Origin of the sequence: Massilibacillus massiliensis, assembly GCF_900086705.1 — a bacterium.
Lineage (GTDB): Bacteria > Bacillota > Negativicutes > FLKF01 > FLKF01 > Massilibacillus > Massilibacillus massiliensis.
The window spans coordinates 31173-57029 of record NZ_LT575483.1 but is presented as its reverse complement, the minus strand read 5'-3'; the positions used below and the strand labels follow the sequence as shown (position 1 = coordinate 57029).

Here is a 25857-nt window from a genome sequence, read left to right as displayed (position 1 = left end):
AGATTTTTCGCTATACGAAACAAAAAATCTTTGCTATGCCATTAAGTCCTTGGATTAAACTTTTGCCAAATAACTTTTTTGAGCGTGCGTTAAACTATCAATTTTAACATTTAATGATTTCAATTTAATCTGAGCAATATTTTGATTTACTTCATCTGGCATGATATAAACTTTTTTATCCATCTTAGCATGATTTTGAACTATATGTAATGCCGAAAGTGCCTGCACTGCGAAAGATAAATCCATAATTTCTGTTGGATGACCGTCACCAGCGGCTAAATTAACTAAACGTCCTTCTGCTAATAAATAAACTTTGCGTCCATCTTCAAAGACAAATTCTTCGATATTTTTACGTACGGTTCGTTTTTCTTTTGCTAAATGCTCTAAATCAATCTTATTTATCTCAACATCAAAATGCCCTGCATTTGCCATGATTGCTCCAGATTTCATAACTTTGAAATGATCAGCTGTAATAATATCTTTACAACCTGTAAGTGTTACAAAAATATCTCCTAATTTTGCTGCTTCATCCATTTTCATTACTCTAAATCCATCAAAGACTGCTTCAATTGCTTTAATTGGGTCAACTTCGGTAACAATCACATTTGCACCCATTCCTTTAGCGCGCATTGCCACACCTTTTCCACACCAACCGTATCCAGCAACCACCACATTCTTTCCTGCGACTACAAGATTCGTAGTTCTCATAATGCCATCCCAAGTAGATTGCCCAGTTCCGTAACGATTATCAAATAGATATTTGCAATAAGCGTCATTTGCTGCAATCATCGGAAATTTTAAAAGTCCCTCTGCCTCTAATGCTTTTAAACGAATGACGCCCGTTGTGGTTTCTTCAGAGCCGCCTAATATATTCCCAGCTAAATCACTTCTTTTTCCATGAAGCAATGATACTAGATCACCGCCATCATCAATAATTATATCTGGCTTTGTATCGAGCGCTTTATTTAAAAATACATCATATTCTTCACCTGTACAATTATACCATGCATAAACAGTAACACCATTTTCAACCAACGCAGCTGCTACATCATCTTGTGTTGATAATGGATTGCTCCCCGTTACAACAACTTCTGCACCAGCATTTTTTAATACCAAGCCTAGATAAGCAGTCTTGGCTTCTAAATGCATCGTAATAACCATTTTCTTTCCTGCTAAAGGTTTTGTTTTCAAAAAATCTTCATTTAAAGAGTTCAATACAGGCATAAAATTCTTAACCCAATTAATTTTATCATGTCCCTGTTTAGCTAATTGGATGTCTTTTATCATTGATTTCATTTAATATTCTACCTCTCTAATCTTTCTTTTAATTCTTGTATCGATTTTGTATAATCACTTCTCAATATTCCATATTCAGTTATAATTCCTGTAATCAGCTGATGGGGTGTAACATCAAATGCAGGATTAAATACATCCACCTCTAGTGGTGCTATTTGAGTATCCAATAAATATGTTACTTCTTCTTTTTTCCGTTCTTCGATAGGAATTTCTTCACCAGTTGTAAGTAAAAAATCAAAAGTAGACGATGGTGCAGCTACATAAAAAGGAATGCCATGTTCTTTTGCTAAAATGGCGATACTATAAGTTCCTATTTTATTTGCAACATCACCATTTGCCGTAATCCGATCGGCGCCAACAATGACGGCGTGAATCATTTTATTTTTCATGACCCACCCAGCCATATTATCTGTAATCAAAGTTACTGGAATTCGATCTTGTAGTAATTCAAATGCCGTAAGTCTTGCACCTTGTAATAAAGGTCTAGTTTCATCCGCAAATACTCTTGTAATATTGCCTTCGGCATGAGATTGTCTAATTACACCTAACGCTGTCCCAATACCGGCTGTAGCTAAAGCACCCGCATTGCAATGGGTCAAAACCGCTGTTGGACCAGAAAATAATGTAGCGCCATGCTTTGACAAAGCTAAATTTATTGCTTTGTCTTCTTCGAAAATAGCAATTGCTTCATTCTCTAATGCATCTAATAATGTTTCCACACTCATTTTCGAAAATGAAGTCTTTACAACATGCAACATGCGATCAAGTGCCCAAAACAAATTTACTGCAGTAGGTCTGGTTTCTCTTAATTCGCTGTTAATCTTAAATAAGTTATCTAAAAAGATATCTTGACTCGTACTCTGTTTCAATTGTTTTGCACCTAGAACGAATCCAAAAGCAGCAGCAGCTCCAATTGCCGGGGCACCTCTCACCTCAAGTTTTTTTATTGCCTCCCCGACAATCTGATAAGTATTACATTTTATATATTCGACACATTTCGGTAATTTCGTTTGATTTAATAATTCCAAATGATCACCATGCCAAATCATTGTTTGCATAGAAAGACCTCCCTACAATTTAAAACCACCAAACTCAGCTAAGGTACTATCGCATTTACAACTCCTAGTTGTAAGATCAATTTTTTCAATGCTTTTCATAATTAATTTTTTTATATTATCCCCATTTGCAGCCATGGTTTCAAGTACTTCAGAATGTGTTAAAGATTGCGAAGATATACCAGCAGCATAATTTGTTACCATTGATACCGTAGAATAGCATAATTCCGCTTCGTGTGCTAATACAACTTCCGGTACATTGGTCATACCAACTAAATCCCCGCCTAATTTAGCAAACATTTTTATTTCTGCCGGAGTTTCAAAACGTGGTCCTTCGGTGCAAACATAAATGCCCTTTTCGTGGATCGATAAATTCAATTCGTCTGCAGCATGCTTAATAATTTTACGAAGCTGTGGACAATAAGGCTCCGTTACATCCAGATGAACAACACCACGTTCGCCGCCTTCATAAAAGGTGCTAACTCTATTTTTTGTAAAATCTAAAAATTGATCAACTAAAACAAAATCACCTGGTTTCATATCTAAATTTAAGGAACCGACTGCGGTAGTCGCGATAATATTTGTAACACCAATTTTTTTTATTGCCCATATATTAGCGCGATAATTAATCAAATGCGGTGGTATAGAATGCTTGCTGCCATGTCTTGGAATAAATGCAACTTTTTTATCCGCATATTCTCCTACCTTATAAGTAACTACACCATATGGTGTAGTTACCTTTGTATCATAAACATTTTGTAAAATACTTGGATCATATACGCCCGTACCACCAATAATTGCAATATCAATCATGTTATCACCCTTTACAAATTATTCAAAAACAAACGACCCTTCATAATTACATTATACTATAAAATAACATCTCTTAATAGTAAATCCAATAGTCCTTTATACTCACTTAAGTTTGTATCTTCCAATTTTTTAATTCATTCATCACATGATAATCTGTTAAATCAAAATGAATAGGTGTTATTGAGATTTTATTATTTTTTATTGCAGAAACATCTGTATCTTCTTCATTTTCACTATTTATAATTTTTCCACCCATCCAATAATAACTTCTTCCGCTTGGATCTTGTCTTCTATCGAAAGTATTTTCATATTCTCGAATTCCCAGTTTAGTAATCGCAACGTCTTCATGCTTTTGATTCATATTTTTAGGTACGTTCACATTGAATAAAGTATTCGGTTCAATTTGTTCTTCCAACATTTTTGTTACGAACTTTACTGTAAATTTCGCTGCAAGTGCAAAATCAGTAGCTTTGTCAGAATCCAATGAAACAGCAATGGATGGAATACGATGTAATGCGCCCTCTCTGGCCGCGCTTACTGTTCCAGAATAAAGTATATCATTACCGAGATTCGCACCCATATTAATGCCCGAAACAACACAGCTTGGCTTTTCTGTCAATAATGTTTCCAAAGCAAGCTTAACGCAATCTGTGGGCGTACCATCAACACTCCACCCAGTAACATTTTCAGTATTAAACTCATAGGACTGAACACGAATTGGCATGTGCATTGTAATCGCTTGGCTCATTGCACTTTGTTCAAAAGATGGAGCAACTACAAAAACATCGGCAATCGTACTAAGGTTTTGCCACAATGCCTTTATTCCAGGCGCATTTATACCATCATCATTCGTCAATAATATGCGCAAAAAAGACCCTCCTTATCATTACATTTGATTTATAAATTTATGTGTTTGTGGAATGACCCTAACATCAGATAACTTTTTCAAAGCGTTTTCTTGATACTTTAATACAGCATTTGGGCTTACTGCTTTACAACCATTAATCGGTGTTACTGGCTGTATGATAAATGGGATTGTTCGATCTACATCAGCAACTAGTGTAATTGCTTCTAAAAATTCGTCATTGGTCGTCTCTCCAGAAACAACAAGTTTTACAAAAACCTCTTTTTGGTTTGCAATTTTTAGAAATTCATAATGTTCTTTCCACAGGACACTTCCAGTAGCACTAGGAAGTTTAATATCCATACTAACGATATCAATATCATCAATTACCTTTTGCAGCTCTGCATATAATGTACCATTCGTTTCTAAATATAATTTACAATCAATTTCTTTTGCTATATGATGAATAAAATCCGCTCTACACAGAGGTTCTCCACCAGTAAAACTAACTGAATGATGTGGTAAGACTAACAACTTATTTATTGTATTAACTAAGTCTTCTGCATAAATTGGATTATTCACTTTTATAAAGTTTCGCTTACCAGGAATTTTTTCGATCTCACATTGGGACTGATGATTATGCGAAATTTTAGTATCACAATATTTACACGTTAAATTGCATCCAGAAAATCTAACAAATATTTGTCTACACCCAACATATTTTGCCTCTCCTTGGATAGAGGAAAATACTTCTACGATATTTGCAAAATTAGACATATGATTCATCCTTACTATAAGTAACTGCTGATTTTGGAGATTCCCAAACCTTAACCATTTTAAGCTTTTTATCATCTATTAACAGCGTGCTTTTTTCTAATTGCAGATAAATATATTTTGCAATATTTTCTGCTGTTGGGTTTTCTTTTACAAAGGCATCTATCTCATTCAGATAAACATGATCTAAATGCTCAATTGTTTGATTTACTTCTTTTTTTAGTTCTTTAAAATCGATTAACATCCCTAATTGATTTAATTTATTTCCTTGTACAGTGACTTCTATGCTCCAATTATGCCCGTGCAAACGATTACATTTACCAGGATAATCAACAATACGATGTGCTGCTTCAAATTCCACTATAACAGTTAATTCATACATATATATTTCACCTCAAAATTATTATTTAATATTTACAAAAAAAGATGAGCATACACTCACCTTTTTATAATCAAATATTATCTTACTTACTAATCTCTTTTGTTACGAATGAATCATTATTTGTTTTTTCCATAATATCTTGATAACTTAATGCACGTGTATGCTTAGTATGACTCCACTCATGATCATTACGATGCAAAAAGCCAATGAAAGTAATTGGTATCCAACTATAAATAAAGATTGGATATAAAATCAAATACAACCATGTTTTCCACCCAGCACGAATTTGTAACAAAATAATCACAGGCAACAAATACTGCCCAATCATGATAAGACTTAATATTTCCGATGGCATAAGACTATAAATATTGGTATAAAAAGGAGGCACTAAAAGTTGAATATAACTGGCAATCACAAAAGCAGTTGAAATTAATAAAAAATGTGGTTGTAAAAGATGAATGCAGCCATCTATAATTCTAATGTTTCTTTGTTTAATACCTTCTTTTAACATTTTAGGGATATATCGCCCAGCGATATCAAAATGACCTTGTGCCCAACGTTTTCTTTGATTCCACGATTGCATAAAAGTCAACGGTTTTTCGTCATAAACAATTGCATCATGTGCCCAAGTCGTTCGAATGCCCTTCGTTAAAACTTTCATCGTAAATTCCATATCTTCTGTAAGACAAGTTGCACCCCAACCAAATTCTTTCAGAATATCAGTTGAAATACACATACCAGTACCACCAAGGACACTAGATAGCCCAATATTAGATTTTGCTAGATGCCAAATATGATTGGTTACCCAAAAAGCGATAGCAAAAGTACCAGATACCCAAGTATCATGAGGATTTTTAGCATCTAAATATCCTTGTATTAACTTATCGCCTTTACATAATCGATTATTCATTTCTAATAAGAACTTAGGATGCACAAGATTATCAGCATCAAAGATAGCAACAGCATCATATTTACGATCAAAAGAAAATAGTTTTTCAAACATCCATTCCATCGCAAACCCTTTGCCACGTTCCTCCTGATTTATGCGCTCACAAACAATTGCGCCAGATCGCTCTGCTATTTTTGCTGTATCATCGGTACAATTATCCGCAACAACATAAATATCGTACAGTTCTCTAGGGTAATCCAGAACTTGTAAATTGTCTACAAGTTGGCCTATTACTTGTTCTTCATTATGCGCTGCTACAATTACAGCAAATGTTTTTTTAGGGGTTAATATTTTCTTTTCTTTTCTCCGCCACACACCAAAAAATGCGATAATAAAATAATATATTGTAAAGAAGAATATTATTATCTGAATCGGAATCATTACATAGTCATAAATATAGTTCATGGATTTTTCTCCTTTAAAATCTCAATAATATTTCAAAAAAATTTATTGAAATCAAAAAACAATGGGTATAATAGTAACATTGACTTATAGCTTTTTATCAAACAAAGCAAAAAAAGTATTTGAAATACCTAATATAGTATAAGCAATAAAAGGTATAAATAAAGCGCCCCAAATATTTCCTAACTGAATCACCGTATAGATAACGGCTATCGCTAATAATATAGTAATTAAAATTGGAATTTGTCTTATTTTTTCACCTTTTCCCTTAAAATCAGGATATCTTACTGTACTAACCATTAAGTACCCGATAACCATAACCATAACAGGGAAAATAAAACCATTTGGTTCTATTCCTAACATAATAAATGTAGCTAAAAAACAACCACCGGCGGGAATTGGTAATCCCATAAAATATCCTTTTACAACGCTGGTATTTACGTTAAAGCGTGCAAGTCGTAACGCTCCACAAGTTGCAAACATAACCGCCGCAAAATACCCCAATACACCAAAATCTTTTAACAAAAAAGAATACGCCAGTATTGCGGGTGCAACACCAAATGATACTAAATCACATAATGAATCTAGTTCTTTTCCAAATTCACTGCTTGCATTGAAAAAACGAGCAACCCTGCCATCTAATCCATCTGCAACCATTGCTAAAACAATAAATAGTGCTGCAACAAAAAAGTTCTTCTGTATCGTTGCTATAATAGCTCCCATGCCAAACACCAAATTAAGTGATGTTAACATATTGGGAATTAAACTCCTCATCTATTAATCCTCCCAATAATCGTTTCTCCACCCTTGACTTTATCACCTTTTTTGACCACGATTTCTACACTCTTTGGAATAACGACTTCAGTACAAGACGCAAATTTAATCAATCCATACCGTTGTCCTTTTTCTAAAACATCATCTAAAGTAACCCAGGATACAATGCGCCTTGCTAAAATACCAGCAATTTGTGTAACTATAACACGCATTTGTTCATTCTCTATTCCTATTGTATGACGTTCATTTTCAAAGCCAACTTCATCCTTATAAGCTGGAATAAATCGTCCACACGTATATTGCTGTAATTTAATCTTTCCAGAAATAGGACTTCGATTAATGTGTACATCGAATACAGACAAAAAAATAATAACCTTATTACACGGTTCATTTACAAAGTCATCATCATCTACTTCTACAATTCCCATCACTGTGCCATCTGCGGGTGAAACAATCAAGCTCGTATCTGTCGGTATCTCACGCTTTGGATTACGAAAGAAAAATGCAAAAAATAAAGCAAGTACACCTGGAATCACTGCCCAAAAAGGATTGACAGTAAACCATATAATAAAGGCTACAATTAAAGCTATTGCGATAAAAGTATAACCTTCTTTAATAATCGGAGCTTTTACCAAATTATCCACCTCCATCTTGCTAGCTACCTATACTTGATAACATAAAACTACGAATTTTTGCTCAGTAGTTTATTCCGTTTAATTCCCAAATAATTATAATACACGTAATGCGCTTTGTCTAATACTTTTTTAGAGCACAAACTTTAAATACAAACCGTGGCAATGCCATCAATCGTCCAATCCTCTTCGGTTGCAGCAAACCTCGATATAACCATTCTAATTTCGCTCTCTGCATCCATAGAGGTGCACGTTTCACAACTCCAGCCATTACATCAAGCGTACCACCAACACCGATAGCCACTGAAACATCTAATTCCGCTAAATGTTTCATAATCCATTTTTCTTGACGTGGCACGCCTAATGCGACTAATAAAACATCTGGTTTCACGCTTTTAATTTCTTGAATTAAAGCAGGTTCCTCTTCTAATGAAAAATATCCATCCTTTGTGCCGACAATCTGAAGGCCAATATATTTTTCTTCTGCATTTTTTTTTGCCTTTTCAGCGATACCAGGCGCAGAACCCAGAAAAAAAAATTTTATTTTGCTTTTTGCTGCACGTTTTAAGAGCTTTTGAACCAGGTCATATCCTGCAACTCTCTCAGGCATTGTATATCCATGATGCCTAGCTGCCCATACAGTCCCTGCACCATCTGGAACTACTAAATCGGCTTTATTTAAAATTTTTAAAAGTTCATGATCATCATTGGCCATCATAATCATTTCAGCATTTGCAGTTGCGACAAAATGTGTTTTTTTTTCATTGATATAATTTTCTAAAATATCAACTGCTTCTCCCATAGTGACAGCATCAATCATTACATTTAAAACAGGTACTTTTTTTGCTAACACTTTTTTGCTCCTTACTAATTCTAAATTAAAATATCATTATCATTGTAACATACTATCAAAAACCGGGCAATCGCGGCAAAATAGACCACCAGCTTTTTGACTTTTTATTTTCTTCTTTCTCTTGTTTTGGAAGTATTTTTTCTTTTATTTTCTGTAATATAGATTTTGGTTCAGTTCCTTTAATAAAAGCACTATATTCATCATCTTTACAATCTTTTTCTGCTAATTCACCTGTTTTTGCACAGATACGAACGTCTTTTACTATATTAGCTGGGACATCAAATTTTGTTACCGGTTGATTTTTTTGCAAATCGAACATACTTTTTCCCCATAAAGCAGCTACCTGACTGCCCGAAATTCCAATTGAGCTTCTGTCATCATTCCCAACATAAATCCCAACCAATAAATCAGGTGTATATCCAATAAACCATGCCGTTTCATAACTGTCGGTAGTTCCTGTTTTACCAGCGGCCTCTCGCCCAATATTTGCTGCAGTAGCAGTTCCATCCTTAAGTGCTCCCATTAACATATTTGTCATGATATAAGCAATGTCTTCATTTAGCACAGCTTTTTGATTAGATTGATACTCTGCTAATGTCTGATTATGTTCATTTTCAACCCGTAAAATAGAGATCGGTTGAGATAAAACCCCATGATTTGCAAATGTTGTATATGCGGCACTTAATTCTAATAGATTCACACCAACAGTGAGTCCGCCTAAAGCAGTGGCTAAATTATTATCATCTTCCGTTAATGTTGTAATTCCCATGCTTTTCGCTAAATTTAAAACTTCACGCATTCCTACTTTTTGCCCCATTTTTACAGCAACACTATTAACCGACCAACGTAAAGCTTTGTTTATGGTCATCTTTCCAAGATATTTATGATCATAATTTTGCGGTCGATATCCAGCAATATCAATTGGCTCGTCAACAACAATATAGTTGCTTGTGATTCCCTGATTTAAAGCTGTCGTATAGACAAATGGTTTAAATGCCGAACCTGGCTGTCTATACTCATCTACCGCACGATTCAATTGACTTTCAGCGTAATTATTGCCGCCGACCATAGCTTTAATGTAACCAGTTTTTGGATCCAGTGCAACAACTGCACCCTGATATTCTCCTAATACATTTTCCATCGCTTCTTGTATATGGAGGTCTAAAGTCGTATATACTTTCAACCCTCTTTGATAGACGGTTTCTTCCCCATATTTTTCGACTAACTGCTTAGCAATATAATCAACAAAATAAGATGCTTTGACAGAGCGTTCTTTTTTACTTACCAAAGATATCGCTTGTGATTCTGCTCTATCTTTTTCATCAGCACTAATATACTCTTGCTCGCGCATATTACTTAAAACAATAGATCTTCTTTCCAGCGCTGCACTCATGTCACGATAAGGCGAATATAAAACAGGGCCCCTAGCTAGTCCAGCAATCATTGCGCTTTCCGATAAATCCAACTCATTTGCATGTTTGCCAAAATATTTTTGCGCTGCCGCTTCTACTCCGTATGCACCTTCACCCAAATAAACTTGATTTAAATAGGCTTGTAAAATTTCATCTTTTGAAAATTTGAAATCTATGATAATTGCTAAAATGGCTTCCCGCATTTTTCGCACCAATGTACGTTCTTGGTTTAAGAACATTTCTCTGGCAAGTTGTTGTGTGATAGTACTACCACCTTCAGTAATATCACCTGCTTTTATATTGACCCAAAGAGCTCTTGCAATTCCAATTGGATCAATTCCAATATGTTGGTAAAACCGAGTATCTTCATTGGCGATAATTGCCTGTGATAAATACGGTGACATATTATTGTTGGTTACAACAATGCGATTTTGTTCGAATAATTTTGATATTAAATTTCCATTGATATCATACACCTGTGTTGCAGATATCAATTTCAAATCATTAATGTTTGTTGTATCTGGTAATCCTATATAAACATAAGAAGCTAAAGAGAAGACAAATATACTACTAATAAGTATGATTAACTTGTACATATAATTACACCCTCCTTATTTACTATATATTATGCCTATGCATTACCATATTTACACATTAGATAAAAAGTGTTTATTTCTACTGAAACGACTTGGTTTACTTCATCTATAAAAAACACAAGATACACGAGTTAATACCCGTGTATCTTTTACTACTTATAATCTCTTCTTAAAATCAATTCTTTTTCGTAAGCACTGCTGTGCGAATGGAAAGTTCTTTTAATTGTTCAGGCTCTACTTCCGATGGGGCTTGTGTCATAACACAAGTCGCACTCTGTGTTTTAGGAAAAGCAATAACATCACGAATCGACGGACGTTTTGCCATGAGCATAATTAAACGGTCAAGACCAAAGGCTATTCCACCATGAGGAGGAGTGCCATACTCAAATGCATCCAGCAAATATCCGAATTTCGAACGTGCTGTTTCCTCAGTCAGCCCGATCGCTTTGAATACACGTGATTGTAAATCGCGATTATAAATACGAAGACTTCCTCCACCAATTTCAGTTCCATTGAGAACCATATCATAAGCTTTTGCTTTAATTCTGCCCGGATCAGACTCCAAGTATTGAATATCTTCATCTCTCGGAGAAGTAAATGGATGATGCATTGCTACCCAGCGTTTGTCATCCTCATTATATTCAAACATTGGAAAGTCAACAACCCATAAAAAGGACAACTTATCAGGATCAATTAAATTTCTTCTACGTCCCATTTCAAGTCTTAATTCTCCCAAAGCATGCGCAACAACAGATGCTTTATCAGCAATAATTAATACGAGATCACCGGCTTCAGCATGCATTGTTGATTTTATTTCTTTTAGAATCTCCTCTGAGAAAAATTTCGCAATCGGAGATTTAACGCCTTCTTCAGTAAAACAAATCCAAGCTAAACCTTTTGCACCATAAGTCGATACATAATCAACTAAACCATCCAGTTCGCGGCGCGGAATTGCAGAATAACCTTTTACATTAATTGCCTTTACTTGTCCACCAGATTGTAAAACAGACTCAAATACTTTAAAATCAGATCCTTTTACCACATCAGAAAGATTCATAAGTTCCATATCAAAACGCAAATCCGGTTTATCTGAACCATATTTGTCCATTGCTTCGTCCCAAGTAAGTCGCTTAAAAGGTAATGCAAGTTCTGCACCGACAGCTTCTTTAAAAATTTCTTTTGTCATGCCTTCCATCATAGTAAGAATATATTCTGCATCAATAAAAGACATTTCAATATCTAATTGCGTAAATTCAGGCTGTCTGTCAGCACGTAAATCTTCATCCCGGAAGCAGCGGACAATTTGGAAATACTTTTCATATCCGGCAACCATCAAAATTTGTTTGAAAATTTGCGGCGATTGTGGTAATGCATAAAACTTCCCTGGATTCACTCTGCTAGGAACAAGATAGTCTCTAGCTCCTTCGGGGCTGCTTTTTGTTAGCATTGGTGTTTCAATTTCTATAAAACCTTTTTTATCAAGAAAATCACGCATTACTTTCGTTACACGATGTCTAAGCATAAGGTTACGTTGCATTTCAGGTCTACGTAAGTCTAGGTAACGATATTTTAACCGTAAAATTTCATCGACGTCAATGCCATCCTGAATATAAAACGGTGGTGTTTTCGCTTTATTTAAAATTCTAAGTTCAGTACAATATACTTCAATTTCCCCAGTTACCATATTAGGATTTATTGTTTCTTTTGCCCTTTCACGAACCTGACCTTTTACTGCAATAACAAATTCTGAACGTAGCGCTTCAGCTTTTTCAAAAGCGATACTATCCATTTCTGATGAGAATACAACTTGCACCAAGCCAGAACGATCACGTAAATCTACAAAAATTAAACCACCATGGTCACGTCGTCTCGATACCCAACCACATAAGACCACTTCTGATCCCGTATTTTCCGTTGTTAAAACACCACAAGAATGTGTTCTTTTCAATCCTACTAATGTTTCCATTTTAATCCTTCACCTCAGCATACAACTTATTTACTAAATTTTTAGCTTCAAATTTTTCTTGTTCGCCAGTTTGCATATCTTTTAACATTACACTAGCTTCTTTTACTTCATCTTCACCAATAATAATTGCATATTTTGCATTTAGTTTATTGGCTTGTTTCATTTGTGACTTCAAGCTCTTACCAGTAAAATCCATATCGGATTTTAATCCGACGCTTCTTAAATCACATAATATCTTAAATGCTATTGGTTGTGCCTCTAAACCAAGGGGTACAATAAAAGCATCTAGGCTTCTTTTTAAGTCTGGTAATAAATTTTGTTTTTCTAACGCTAATAAAACACGCTCTAACCCAATCGCAAATCCAATCGCTGGTGTCTGGGTTCCTCCACACTCTTCAATGAGTCCATCATATCTACCGCCACCGCAGACAGCACTTTGTGCGCCAAGCGGAGCATACTGTATTTCAAATGCCGTTTTAGTGTAATAATCAAGACCTCTAACGAGGCGTGGATTTAATACAAAATCTATATTTGCTATATAAAGCAAATCTTTTAATTGATCAAAATGATCACTGCAATCCTCACACAAACAATCTACCATTTCTGGCGCGCCTTGAGATAATTCAATACATTTTTCATTTTTACAATCAAGTATCCGCATCGGATTTCTATTAAAACGTGATTGACAATCCGCGCATAGCCCCTCTAATTGATCACGCAAAAAAGCTTGTAACTTTTCGCGATACACTGGACGACATTTTGGGCAACCAACAGAATTAATATTTAATTTTAGTTCCTCTAATCCTAATGAACGTAATACTTGCGATGCTAAAATAATAATTTCAGCATCTACTGCTGCATTCGAACTACCGATAGCTTCAATACCGAATTGATGAAATTGACGATATCGACCAGCCTGCGGACGATCATAACGAAACATTGGACCTATGTAAAATAATTTATTTAATTGATTTTCTGCATATAATTTATGCTCCAAAAAAGCTCGAACAACAGCTGCTGTATTTTCTGGACGTAATGTTATATTCCTTTTTCCACGATCAATAAAAGAATACATTTCTTTTTCTACAATATCAGTGGTCTCACCTATACCACGCAAAAACAATTCGGTATGTTCAAAAATAGGTGTACGAATTTCTTTGTATCCATATAACTCACATATCTCACGTACTTTTTTTTCAACATAACACCATTGTCCACTTGTGTCAGGTAAAATATCTTTTGTTCCTCGTGGACCTGTAGTTAGCATAAATTTATTCCTCCCTATTCATTAAACGCATCATTCACTAAATTTGTACGTTTTTCTATATAATTCTCTACTCTTTGAAGATATGTAGTTAAGTCTTTGGCATTAAATGATGTTTCTATTGACCAATTATCAGAATTTACAATTTTTGTAGTTGCTGCAGGCCCAATACCAAGGATCGTTTGCCGCTCTTCCATAATTTGAATATTATAAAATCCTTCAGATCCTTTTTTACTATAACCAATGTTTTCTAAATTACCACTCATATATCCTTGTCGATATAAATAGTATGGTTCCATATCTAATTTTTCGGCATAGTGCATCGCAACATCAAACATTTTAGCTGTCATTTCATCATTCGGCAGCTCATAAATATTTTTAGTGTTTTTTAGAGCGGAACCTTTTTTTAATGCTAGAGCGTGTATTGTAATATTATCCGGCTTTAAAGCAATAATTTTTCTCATTGTATCCTCCACATCCTCCACATTTTCTCCTGGAAGACCAATGATAACATCCATATTAATATTTTTCATACCAGCACAACGAAATTTAGCGAATAGATCTATTATATCCTGAGTTGTATGCTTTCGTCCAATATGTTTTAAAGTTTTTTCTTGCATTGTCTGAGGATTGACACTAACGCGATTCACACCATTTTCCATCATAACCTTGATTTTATCATCATCTACACTATCGGGTCTACCCGCTTCTACTGTAAATTCTACAGTGGTTGTATCAAAAAAAGAATTTTTGACTAATTGTATTAAATAAGTAAATTCGCTTAACGGTAAACTTGTCGGTGTTCCCCCGCCAATGTAAATATTCTCTACTTTAAGATTGTTTTTAACAATAATATTTTTCGCTGCTAAAATATCTTTCTTTAATGCCGCTAAAAATTGTTGTAATATCTCGTTCTTAGGTAAAACATAAGATGGAAATGAACAATACAAACACTTAGATAAACAAAAAGGGATACCGACATAAATACTAATCTTTTCTTTTCTGTTGTTATATAAAAACATACGTTGTTTCACAGCCAAATGACTAATTAATTCTGCTTTTTTTTCAGAAACATAATAGTCATTTTTTAAACGTGTAATTATTTCATTCATTGGTATCCCTTTATCAATATATTTATGAACGATCTTTGTTGGTCTCACACCATGCAGAATTCCCCATGGCACAGATTTTGCATTCGTCAAATCCATAAATATATCATATAAGTTTAATTTTATTAACCGCCGTGTTTCAGACGGTATTCGTTCACCGACTCTTGCGTTTTTTTGCTTTACTATCTTTTTGGTTCTGCCATCTTCTAAAGAAAGCATAACACTCGTTGTTACTTCCAAACTTGTCGAACATACAATATTATTCTCAATAGAAATTGTCTTATAATCAACCAACATCTCATTTTGTGATCGATTTTCATCCAAAACTTCTATTTTAAATAAAGTTAAGATTTCATGAATGATTTTAAAAATTACTTCATCATCACTATTTATTATCAAAGATCTAATTTTCACGCTTTGCTTGGCACTCCTGACAATACCCATAAAATTTTACTTGGTGATCCACAATTTCAAATTGACATTTTTCCGATATATCATGTTCTAAAGCCTCAAGTAAATCATCTTCAAACTCACAAACACTACCACAATTCATGCAAATTAAATGATGATGGTGGTGCTGCTTCGTATCCGCTTCATTAATTTCATATCGACTTCTTCCATCGCCAAAGTCCATTTTTTGTAATATATCCATGTCGCTCAATAATTCCAGTGAACGATAAACCGTTGCAAGCCCTATTTCGGATGAATTTTGTCGCAATAAATTGTGGGCATCTTCTGCACTTAAATGTTTATCTGGATTGTCAATAAAAACTTGTAAAACGATTTGTCTTTGTGGTGTTAACTTACAGTGCCTTTCCTGCAGTTTCTTTTTTAATTGTTCCATTGTAATATGTTTTGACATTTTGTTATTCCTCCGTAATGTAAAATACTTAGAATAAAAAGTATTTTTATTTTAAACGACAAGATCGTACCGCTATTTTATTTAACAAATGCTATATTGATAAAATTCAACAATTTATACTTATATTCCTGTAAAAATTTATGGAATATTTTTATGATAAATATCATTGGATTAAATGCCTAATTTTATAAAAACTGATTATGAACACGTTCCCAACCAATTGTAGTACACGAGCCATGTCCTGGGTATACTTTTGTATGATCTGGCAATGGCAATAATTTCTTCTGGATACTATCTATAATAGTCTGCATAGAGCCTCCCGGGAAATCAGTTCTTCCTATCGATTCAGAAAACAATGTATCTCCGCTAAATAAAACATCTTCATTAAGTAGGCAGATACCACCTTTTGTATGCCCCGGCGTGTGAAGTACGGAAAAGGCTATATCACCGATCGTTATAGTATCCCCATCCTGTAAAATTCTATCAGCCCGCTTTGAGGTAACGCTCTGCCCAATATAAGCAGATAAATTCAGCGTAGCATTATCTAACATGGGTGCATCTTCACCATGAATTGCTATAACAGCATTTGTTTTATTTTGGACCAAGGTATTTGCGCCAATATGATCAGCATGCCCATGTGTATTTACAATATATTTCACGTCTAGCTGAGCCTTCTCAATTTTATCTAAAATTGCTTCTGCCTCGTCGCCAGGATCAATTACCATAGCTTCTTTTGTATTTTCACATGAGACAATATAGCAATTCACGCTCAATTGTCCTACAACTAATTGTTCTATTCTCATATATTATCCCTCTCTTCCACCAGATGCCAATGATCGACAAACGCTATAAACGTCTTTTAATCGACGGAATTTCGTCATAATTGTTTCAATTTGCGCAGAATTTTTAACTTCGAGACTCATCGTGACTGTAGCTGTTTTATTTTTATGAGTTCTTGCATTAATTGAACTTATGTTAATTTTAGATTCTGATGGAACCATCATTAGAGAATTTAATACTCCAGATTTATCATTACAAACAATATCAATCGTAACCGTATACAATTTATCAGCATCAATATCCCAACTAACTTCAATCATTCTATTAAAGTCGTCATGTGAACTTACTACATTTGCACAATCAGAACGATGTACGGATACACCCCTTCCTCGAGTAATATAACCTGTAATGGGGTCTCCAGGAATAGGATTACAGCATCGTGCAAGTCTGACTAATACACCGCCTTCCCCCTCAACCAAAATACCATGGCTAGATTTTTTCTTAATATTCCGAGGTTTTAACCCTTCTAGAATTTGAGAAATATCTGGTGGTGTGGCCTTTTGTATTTCTTTTTTATACATTTCAATCAATTTACTCATGATACCATGAATTGTAACGCCACCATATCCCAGCGCTGCTAACAAATCATCTTCATTCAAAATATTTAGTTTTTTAGCAACCTCTTTCAATCGGTCTCCGCTTAATAAATCTCTGCTATCATATCCAAGGCGTTTACTTTCTTTTTCAATTAAATCATGCCCACGCTCAATATTTTCTTCACGCTTTGCTTTTTTAAACCATTGCCTAATCTTATTACGTGTTTCAGAGGATGCTACAATATTAAGCCAATCAGGACTTGGACCATTGTTTTGCTTATTTGTAATGATTGAAACGATATCTCCATTTACCAATTTATATTCAAGAGGAACGATTTTACCATTTACTTTTGCACCAATACATCTATGACCAACATCCGTATGAATACGATATGCAAAATCAATAGGATTTGATCCTGCTGGTAAATCAATTACATCACCTTTTGGAGTAAATACAAAAACTTCATCCGAAAACACATCCACTTTCAGTGCTTCGACATATTCTCTAGGATCACTCACATCTTGTTGTAAATCAATAAGTTGCCTAAGCCAAGACATCTTCTGATCATAGCCTTTATCTGCCCCGGAGCTTTTTCCACTCTCTTTATATTTCCAATGCGCAGCAACTCCATATTCCGATACCTTATGCATTTGAAACGTTCTTATTTGAATTTCTAATGGATACCCCTTAGTTCCGATTACTGTTGTATGCAGAGATTGATACATATTAGACTTTGGCATAGCAATATAATCCTTAAATCGCCCGGGAATAGGTTTCCATAATGTATGAACCATACCTAAAACGCCATAACAGTCCTTCACACTTTCAACCAATATTCTCACAGCAGATAAATCATAAATCTCACTAATATCTTTATTCCCTTTTTTCATTTTTTTATAAATACTGTAGAAATGTTTTGCTCTGCCTTGAATTTCACAGGTGATTTCAACACTAGCTAATCGTTCTTTTAAAACTTGAATTGCATCATCAATAAATTCTTGTCGTTCTTGCCGTTTTTGTTTCACCTTTTCAACCAAATCATAGTATATCTCAGGTTCAAGATACCTTAAGCATAGATCTTCCAATTCCCATTTAACATTAGAAATCCCTAGTCGATTGGCTAACGGTGCATAAATTTCAAGTGTTTCTTTCGCAATTCTTTTTTGTTTATCTTCACGCATATACTTTAACGTGCGCATATTATGTAATCGATCGGCTAGCTTTATTAGTATAACGCGAATGTCTTTTGCCATAGCCAAAAACAATTTACGATAGTTTTCTAATTTTTGTTCTTCTTTTGATTTATATTCCATACGATTTAGTTTTGTTACGCCATCAATTAGCATAGCAATTTCTTCGCCAAAAACTTCTTGCATTTTACTTATTGTATAAGTAGTATCTTCTACTACATCATGTAGAAGTGCTGCACTAATTGTAAGTTCATCAATTTGAAGTTCTGTTAATATTTGTGCGACACCTAATGGATGATGAATATATTCCTCACCTGAAGCACGTATTTGTCCCTGATGTGCAGTATTTGCTAATTCATATGCACTTTGAACAAGATCAGAATTGGCTTCTGGCTGATATACTTTTATTGCTGCAATAATATCATCAATCGTTATTAATTTGTAATTTTTAATATTCATCAATTGTCAACCCCATATATTCACACTTGCTATTAGTTAACTGTAATTATAACACTAATATTCACTCTATATCGACTTATTTATCAAAGTTAGTAAATTTTCCTCATTTATATCAAATACCAACTTAAAAAAATGATGCAACTCCTTCAATATAAGCATATTTTTTTTATAAGTGGGAGAATCTTCGATGTTCAATTTTTCTTTAGGTACAGGATTAAAATAAATTTTTCGGACCTTATTATTGTTGTCTATTCGAATTAGAGCAAGTTCTTCTAGAATCTTCAAGCAAACATCAATACCGGTTTCTTTCATTACGATTTGATACTTGTTAATACCTTGTTTTAAAAACTCACCATTTGTTAACCCAATTGCTGTATCTTTCGCAAATTCATTTGCTTTCAAAATTGAATAAAATTTTCTTAGAATTTCTTTATCTGGTAGGCACCCTTTTAGAATGATATTATTTAAATTCATATCATTTTCACCAAATATGATATGAAATAAAGTCGCTTTTTCTGTCATCCGACAATGTTGAAAAAATAACATCTTATTTAAGGGCAAATCATATTGCACGATATGACAAACATTAGGGAATCTGATCTCACCTCCGCTATCTATTGTTGCAACAACAACTTGTAAATCTCCTGTTTTAAACGCCTCTTTAATCTGGGTACGCCATCTATTATGAAGACTAGAAAAATAAAAAGCAATTTTATCTTGTAATTCGGTTTTTTCTTCTCTTAATGTGCTTGCAATTCCAATTGCCTGTTTCGCATCATTGACTAAAACTAATATTTGCTCATCATTTTTCATCAAATTTTTTATATAGGCTGATTTATCAGCAATGTTTCTGCTGTCACACATATTTGAGATTTGAAAATCATGTCTTGATTCAAGCTTTAAATCATCTATATCATTAAAAAATCTAGAAACATCTTCTGCGAAATTATATTCAATTTCTTTCGGTTGACTAGAATATAATTCATCTAACTTGCCCTTTTCCCTATGTACATTTTGAAAATCATGTGCAATCAATTGGATATTACATCTTCCTTGCCATTCATTGATCTCTGGCTGAAAAACTAAATTAACACTGCCCGCTTTGTCTAATGCCTCTGTCAAATCACCCTTTCCCCACGCTATTCCTTGAACTATAGTTTTATTTTGCTTTATGTTAAATCTTAGATGTTTTCCTTCTTGCCCCAGTTTCTGCGTATTTAAAATTTCAAGATCCCTACAAGCAAATATTGGCTGAGGGTTTCCCATTCCATATGGCTCTAAACATTTCAAAGTTTCAATAAATGAACCGTTTATCTGCTCTAAATCAATAGCAGAATCGACATGAACTTTAGGAACATAGTCTTCATCCGTTAACTCAGCCTGCGCTATTATCGTTAATTCATCCCGTAATTGAGAGATATTTTCAGGTAAAATACTCAACCCTGCAGCTTGTGAATGTCCGCCAAATTTCTCTAATAGATCTGCACATTTTTTCAACGCTTTATAAATATCAAAACCAGAAATGCTACGGCAAGAGCCTTTTCCAATTCCTTCAGCTTCACTAATAATAATTACTGGCTTATAATATTTATCAACTAGCCGTGAAGCAACGATTCCTACAACACCTATATTCCAACGCAGTCCTGATAAAACAATCACTTTTTCCTTTGACAAATCAAATTCTTTTAGAGCTTCTTCTGCTTCTGCGAGAATTTCTTTTTCAATACATTGGCGATTGTGATTTTCAGTTTCCAGTACGTCTGAAATCTGTTCAGCTTCTTGTAAGTTATGCGTTAATAATAATTTCACGCCAATGGATGCGTTGTCCAAGCGCCCTACAGCATTTAGCCTCGGTGCTAAAATAAACCCTACTTTGCCCGCATTTATTGTTTTATCTGCTAAGCCACAGTTTTTTATTAAAGACTTCAATCCCAAATTTTTCGTATGATTTAACTGCTCCAATCCTAAAGTAACAATTAAACGATTCTCACCGACTAAAGGAACAACATCCGCAACTGTTCCCAATGCAACAATATCTAAGTATTCTCTAAGTTCTTGTTTTTGTATTTTTTTCCAAAGCGCTTGACAAACTTTATAGGCAACTCCAACACCAGCAATTTCTTTATCTGGATATGGACACCCCTCTTGTTTAGGATTGATAATACCAAAAGCTTCTGGCAATATTTCCGGTGGCCTGTGATGATCCGTAATAATAATATCTAAACGATTTTTCACACTAGCCACTTCTTCTACTGAACTAATGCCGCAATCAACCGTAATCAACAGGCTTACACCCTTTGCAATAAGACCTTCTAATGCATTTACATGAATACCATATCCCTCACATTGTCTTTCTGGAATATAATAAATAACGTCTGCTCCTAGTGCATCTAGTACCTTAACCAAAACAGATGTAGCAGTAATTCCATCAACATCATAATCCCCATATATCGCAATACGTTCTTTATTTGTAATAGCAGAAATGATTCGTTCAATTACAATATCCATATCTTTCAATAAAAATGGATTAAAAAAAGATTGCTTATTTGTATTTAAAAAAGCAGAAATTTGTTCTTCGGTTGTCAAACCACGATTTATTAAAATTCTTACAAGTACGCTTGATAAATTTAAAGTTTTGCTTAAATATTCCTCTAACGCAAAATTAGGAGATGAAACGCTCCATATCTTATTATTCACATTACGACCACCTTAATAAACAATTCCATTATATAACAACAAAACTCGGTATTCACCGAGTTTGTCTTTCACCAATAATCTTTTTATTCGATAAAAGATCATAGTATTCCTCTAAAATTATAAGTAAAACCACGAAATACATTATGTATCCCGTGGTTTTGTTTATTTTACAGTCTTAATATTTGCCTGCATTTTCTTACGATCAGCATAATTTTTAAATGTAATCCATAATGGAGTTGCTGTAAATATTGAAGAATATGCCCCACAAATAAAACCTACCAATAATGCAAAAGAAAAGTTCTTGGTAGTTTCTCCACCAAAGAAATACAATGCTGCAGTCGTGAATAAAACAGTAAGTACTGTATAAACAGAACGTGTCATTGTTTGCCATATGCTTTCATCCGCAAGTTCTACTAAATCGCCATTTTTACGATGATGAAGCTTTAAATTCTCACGAATTCTATCAAAAATAACGATTGTATCGTTAATCGAATATCCTATAATCGTGAGAATTGCTGCAACAAAAGTAGCATCAATTTCTATTTGTAATAGAGAAAATACACCAATGACAATTACCGTATCATGTACCAAGGCAAGTACTGCAGCAAGTGCAAATTTAAACTCAAACCGATAGGATACATACAAAATAATCAATGCCCACGAAATAAACATAGCCCAAATAGCCTGCATCGTCAATTCGGATCCCATAACTGCACCGACTCTTTCTGTACGGAGCACTTCATAGTGTCCAAGTTTGTTGCCAATATCAGCTAAAACAGCCCGATGCATTTCATCTGATAAATTTGCAGTTCTAATTAAAACACTCTCAGCCGATGTTGCAGCTTCATCATTGCTGGCTAATTGAATCATGCTATTATCTAAATGGTGTTCTTTTAATACATCACGAATTTCAACAACCGTAACCGGTCTAGAAAATTTTAAATCCATTAAAGTTCCACCAGTAAAATCGATACCAAGATTAAACCCCTGGGTCACAATTGAAATTATTCCCGGAAGTAAAAGCAAAATAGAAATTATGTACCACCATTTGCGTTTACCAATAATATCAAACTTTTTCATTTTTTTTCACCACCCTTGATGCGCCATAGGCTCTGCCGTCTTTAAAAATATTAGAAGCAATTAAAAGTTTTAACAAATATTGCGTAAACGCATAGGCAGTCAATAAACTTAAAACAATTCCCAATCCTAAAGTAATCGCAAATCCTTTAACTGTACCAGTTCCTAAAAAGAAGAGTACTGTCGCCGTGATAATTGTCGTTAAATGCGAATCAATAATCGTAGCAAACGCTCTAGAAAAACCTGAATCCATAGCTGCCATCAAAGTTTTACCTGACCTGTATTCTTCTTTAAAACGTTCGAAGATTAAAACATTAGCATCTACTGCCATACCAATTGATAAGATAATCCCAGCTATGCCTGGTAAGGTCAGTGTTGCATCTAACATTCTTAACGCAACTAATGTCATGAGAACATAAGCCATCAGCGCAATATTAGCAACAAAACCTGATAAATGGTAAAACGCTAACATGAAAAAGATAACTGCGCCAATTCCAATTGCAAATGCAAATTCACTTTTTTCTTTTGAATCTTGGCCAAGCGTAGGACCTACTGTACGCGTTTCAACAATATCTACTTTTACGGGAAGTGCACCTGAACGCAGCAAAATTGCTAACCTCTGTGCTTCTTCAAGCGTTCTCGATCCAGTAATAACTGCTTTTCCACCCGTAATTGGTTCTCTAACATTTGGATTGGTCAAAATTTGCTTATCTAGAAGAATTGCAATATTTTTCCCAACATTTTTTGCAGTCAAATCCGCAAATTTTTTGCCGCCTTCATCAGAAAATTCTAAAGCAACTAAATTTTGGTTGCCTTGATCGATTTGTGCTTTTGCATCTTTTAAATCTTGACCTGTCATAACAGTGACGCCACTGTCATCCTGAAACTCTAACATTGCGGTTTTTCCCAAAACTTCAATTGCTTTGTCAGGATCTTTTACGCCTGGTAATTCAACAATAATTCTTCTTTCGCCTTGTCGTTGAATAATTGGCTCTGTCAGTCCTAATTCGTTTACACGCTTTTCAATAATTTTAACAACTCTTTGCACCGCATCTTCATTTACCGGTGCTTCTGGAGTATCAATTGCCTCAAGGACTACATGTGTTCCACCTTGCAAATCCAATCCTTGTTTAATCGAATAAGCCAATGGTGATATATAATAGCAAAATGTACCAATTATAGCAATTATTATTATCATTAGCTTGGTAAAAGGTTTCTTTCTCAACTAAAATTCCCTCCATCTATGATCCAATCAGTAATACATAGACTATTATAGTCGCCCACTTGTGATTATGTCAATTGATGGTTAAAAATTATAACAATTCATTTCCATTGATCACTAACCCAAATCTACACTTTAAAAAAGCTGCCGCTCTCCGACACATAATCATGCGTTCTAAAAAAATTTCAAAATATTCCATAACCGGACAAATTTTTGTATTAATAGTTAAGATTAACTTTATCGTGCGATTTTCTGCATCTACTTTTATAACTGAACTTTCAGCAGCGAAATTTACTCTATCATGAATTTCAAATGTAGCAAAATCCGTATTCGTAACACGCGTGCGATGAACATCTGATTTATCAGCTAAAATCAAAGCAGACGCAACATGATTGACTGCATTACCACGCTCTTCCTCATGATTACCGATTGCCGAAATTACAAGCGCAATTTCTTCCGGCTGCATGCGGAGACGTGTCAATATATTATATGCCATCATTGCACCCATCCCACCATGATTAAAACGGTTTACAAGATTTGCGATATCATGTAGGTATCCAGCCATCTCAGCAAGTTCACAGTCTCTTTGTGTATAATCCAATAATTCTAATATCTCTCTAGCGCGTTTTGCGACAATTGACACATGTCGTCTTCCATGTTCCGTAAAACCAAGTTCACCAAGATACTTTGTACTGCATTCTAAATACACACTAATTTCGTGATCTTTCCGTAAATCCTCTATTGTTACTTCTGACATTACTTTTCCCCCTAATGAAATTTATCGCGATTTGGAGTACCTCTTCTTTACTTAGAAAGTCTGTCTGAATATATAAGTCAGCATTTGCTCTTGCATCACGCAACCGCTCATGTTGTACCTTCAACCGACTTTCATCCCAAGTAACGAACCGACGCTTTTTTATTGCTGGAAGTGTTGCATCTATCATAATGAGCAATTCCGGAATTTTTCTATTCCAAAATTTTTTAATGCAAGAATGTTCCTGCGCTACATTATAAGCGTCAAACCCAGCTTCTTTTAAACCTTCGACTAACGTAGTTTTCCCTGCTGCACATACACCAACAATTGCAACTCGCATAGCTCTCACCTTCTAATATGGAAAAGAAATATGAACACGTCGTATTTCATTTGTATATTCTTTATTGCTCACACCCATTACAACAACAGTCATATCATCTCCTGGTCTATTATCATCTAAAGATAAAGCATATTCGAGAATACTGTCTGCGATAAATTCTGTATCATCAACAGTATTTTCTTCAATTATTTTTAATATACGCTTAAAATCAAATTCTTTTCCACGTTTTCTTCCTGCAGCCTGAATACCGTCTGAATATGAAACTAAAATCATTCCATATTCTAACGGTACTTCATAAATTAGAGGTTTCATACGTCGATGTACGCCGATTGGATTAATTTCCTCATCATAAACAACGGTATAATCCAAAGTCTTCACAATAGCCGGACAATTAGAATTTCGACTAATTACAACTGTATCCGTTTCAAAATCTGCACTAAAAACTGTGAGCGTACAAGATACCTGCCCATTTTTTACTGCATACAGATAATCGTGTACTGCACGTGCCACAGCACCATCACGTGTACCGTCAGCAATGAGCGATGCTGCTTTGTTTACAACTAAACTACTCGTATTTCTGCCGGCTCTCCCGCTACCTTGGCCGTCCGCTAAAATAACAGAGATTCCACCATGTGGCCGCTCGGAGAATTCCACACTGTCACCGGAATAAGAAACAGCATATTTCATCGTCTTTGCTACTCCAATTTTAATTTCCATAAAACCGACTCCTAATCTATTGTAAAACAGGCAAAATGCAG

General features: G+C 34.6%; 23 protein-coding genes. All 23 read right to left on the bottom strand.

Annotated elements, in window-relative coordinates; translation table 11 throughout:
- Positions 1–54 precede the first annotated feature (54 nt).
- The 23 genes from BN6559_RS00300 to BN6559_RS00190 all read right to left on the bottom strand — a co-directional run bounded on the left by BN6559_RS00300 (position 55) and on the right by BN6559_RS00190 (position 25816).
- Complete coding sequence (locus tag BN6559_RS00300) at positions 55–1296, bottom strand: adenosylhomocysteinase (RefSeq protein WP_110952876.1); 1242 nt, start codon at positions 1294–1296, stop codon at positions 55–57.
- Positions 1297–1304: 8 nt separating this feature from the next.
- The gene (gene mtnA / locus BN6559_RS00295; RefSeq protein ID WP_110952875.1) at positions 1305–2354 is read right to left on the bottom strand and encodes an S-methyl-5-thioribose-1-phosphate isomerase; all 1050 of its coding nucleotides are present in this window, start codon (positions 2352–2354) and stop codon (positions 1305–1307) included.
- 12 nt (positions 2355–2366) lie between these two features.
- Positions 2367–3164: an S-methyl-5'-thioadenosine phosphorylase gene (gene mtnP / locus BN6559_RS00290; protein WP_110952874.1), complete on the bottom strand. Its 798-nt coding sequence runs from the start codon at positions 3162–3164 to the stop codon at positions 2367–2369.
- Between the two features lie 106 nt (positions 3165–3270).
- Positions 3271–4032 carry a 5'/3'-nucleotidase SurE gene (gene surE / locus BN6559_RS00285; protein WP_110952873.1) on the bottom strand — a complete coding sequence of 254 codons (762 nt, stop codon included), beginning with the start codon at positions 4030–4032 and terminating at the stop codon, positions 3271–3273.
- 18 nt (positions 4033–4050) lie between these two features.
- On the bottom strand, positions 4051–4785 hold the full coding sequence (locus BN6559_RS00280) for a 7-carboxy-7-deazaguanine synthase QueE (protein ID WP_199883646.1): 735 nt from the start codon (positions 4783–4785) through the stop codon (positions 4051–4053).
- Entirely contained in the window at positions 4778–5164 is a 387-nt protein-coding gene (gene queD / locus BN6559_RS00275; protein ID WP_110952871.1) for a 6-carboxytetrahydropterin synthase QueD, read from the bottom strand. Before queD ends, BN6559_RS00280 begins: the two co-directional genes overlap by 8 nt.
- Before the next feature lie 82 nt (positions 5165–5246).
- Positions 5247–6518 carry a glycosyltransferase family 2 protein gene (locus tag BN6559_RS00270; RefSeq protein ID WP_110952870.1) on the bottom strand — a complete coding sequence of 424 codons (1272 nt, stop codon included), beginning with the start codon at positions 6516–6518 and terminating at the stop codon, positions 5247–5249.
- An 84-nt stretch (positions 6519–6602) separates the two neighbouring features.
- Positions 6603–7289, bottom strand: a complete 687-nt coding sequence (gene pssA, locus BN6559_RS00265; RefSeq protein WP_110952869.1) for a CDP-diacylglycerol--serine O-phosphatidyltransferase — start codon at positions 7287–7289, stop codon at positions 6603–6605.
- Positions 7286–7939: a phosphatidylserine decarboxylase family protein gene (locus tag BN6559_RS00260; protein ID WP_456060530.1), complete on the bottom strand. Its 654-nt coding sequence runs from the start codon at positions 7937–7939 to the stop codon at positions 7286–7288. The genes pssA and BN6559_RS00260 overlap by 4 nt, the downstream gene beginning before the upstream one ends.
- 103 nt (positions 7940–8042) lie before the next feature.
- On the bottom strand, positions 8043–8774 hold the full coding sequence (locus BN6559_RS00255) for a WecB/TagA/CpsF family glycosyltransferase (RefSeq protein ID WP_110952867.1): 732 nt from the start codon (positions 8772–8774) through the stop codon (positions 8043–8045).
- Positions 8775–8829: 55 nt separating this feature from the next.
- Positions 8830–10782, bottom strand: a complete 1953-nt coding sequence (locus BN6559_RS00250; RefSeq protein WP_110952866.1) for a transglycosylase domain-containing protein — start codon at positions 10780–10782, stop codon at positions 8830–8832.
- Between the two features lie 175 nt (positions 10783–10957).
- Complete coding sequence (gene aspS, locus BN6559_RS00245) at positions 10958–12748, bottom strand: aspartate--tRNA ligase (RefSeq protein ID WP_110952865.1); 1791 nt, start codon at positions 12746–12748, stop codon at positions 10958–10960.
- 1 nt (position 12749) lies between these two features.
- Positions 12750–14015 (bottom strand): histidine--tRNA ligase, encoded by a 1266-nt coding sequence (gene hisS, locus BN6559_RS00240; RefSeq protein WP_110952864.1) that lies wholly within the window; start codon positions 14013–14015, stop codon positions 12750–12752.
- Between the two features lie 14 nt (positions 14016–14029).
- Positions 14030–15535, bottom strand: a complete 1506-nt coding sequence (hemZ, locus tag BN6559_RS00235) for a coproporphyrinogen dehydrogenase HemZ (protein ID WP_110952863.1) — start codon at positions 15533–15535, stop codon at positions 14030–14032.
- Positions 15525–15983 (bottom strand): Fur family transcriptional regulator, encoded by a 459-nt coding sequence (locus BN6559_RS00230; protein WP_110952862.1) that lies wholly within the window; start codon positions 15981–15983, stop codon positions 15525–15527. The genes hemZ and BN6559_RS00230 overlap by 11 nt, the downstream gene beginning before the upstream one ends.
- Before the next feature lie 185 nt (positions 15984–16168).
- Positions 16169–16786 (bottom strand): MBL fold metallo-hydrolase, encoded by a 618-nt coding sequence (locus BN6559_RS00225; protein WP_110952861.1) that lies wholly within the window; start codon positions 16784–16786, stop codon positions 16169–16171.
- A gap of 3 nt (positions 16787–16789) precedes the next feature.
- Entirely contained in the window at positions 16790–19009 is a 2220-nt protein-coding gene (locus tag BN6559_RS00220) for a RelA/SpoT family protein (RefSeq protein ID WP_110952860.1), read from the bottom strand.
- Between the two features lie 66 nt (positions 19010–19075).
- Positions 19076–21706: a single-stranded-DNA-specific exonuclease RecJ gene (gene recJ / locus BN6559_RS00215; protein WP_110952859.1), complete on the bottom strand. Its 2631-nt coding sequence runs from the start codon at positions 21704–21706 to the stop codon at positions 19076–19078.
- Between the two features lie 162 nt (positions 21707–21868).
- Complete coding sequence (secF, locus tag BN6559_RS00210; protein ID WP_110952858.1) at positions 21869–22786, bottom strand: protein translocase subunit SecF; 918 nt, start codon at positions 22784–22786, stop codon at positions 21869–21871.
- Positions 22773–23981 carry a protein translocase subunit SecD gene (gene secD, locus BN6559_RS00205; RefSeq protein ID WP_110956211.1) on the bottom strand — a complete coding sequence of 403 codons (1209 nt, stop codon included), beginning with the start codon at positions 23979–23981 and terminating at the stop codon, positions 22773–22775. The genes secF and secD overlap by 14 nt, the downstream gene beginning before the upstream one ends.
- A 115-nt stretch (positions 23982–24096) precedes the next feature.
- The gene (locus BN6559_RS00200) at positions 24097–24762 is read right to left on the bottom strand and encodes an HD domain-containing protein (RefSeq protein WP_110952857.1); all 666 of its coding nucleotides are present in this window, start codon (positions 24760–24762) and stop codon (positions 24097–24099) included.
- Entirely contained in the window at positions 24716–25099 is a 384-nt protein-coding gene (locus BN6559_RS00195; RefSeq protein WP_110952856.1) for a hypothetical protein, read from the bottom strand. The genes BN6559_RS00200 and BN6559_RS00195 overlap by 47 nt, the downstream gene beginning before the upstream one ends.
- A 12-nt stretch (positions 25100–25111) precedes the next feature.
- Positions 25112–25816 (bottom strand): PP2C family protein-serine/threonine phosphatase, encoded by a 705-nt coding sequence (locus BN6559_RS00190; protein ID WP_110952855.1) that lies wholly within the window; start codon positions 25814–25816, stop codon positions 25112–25114.
- Positions 25817–25857 lie beyond the last annotated feature (41 nt).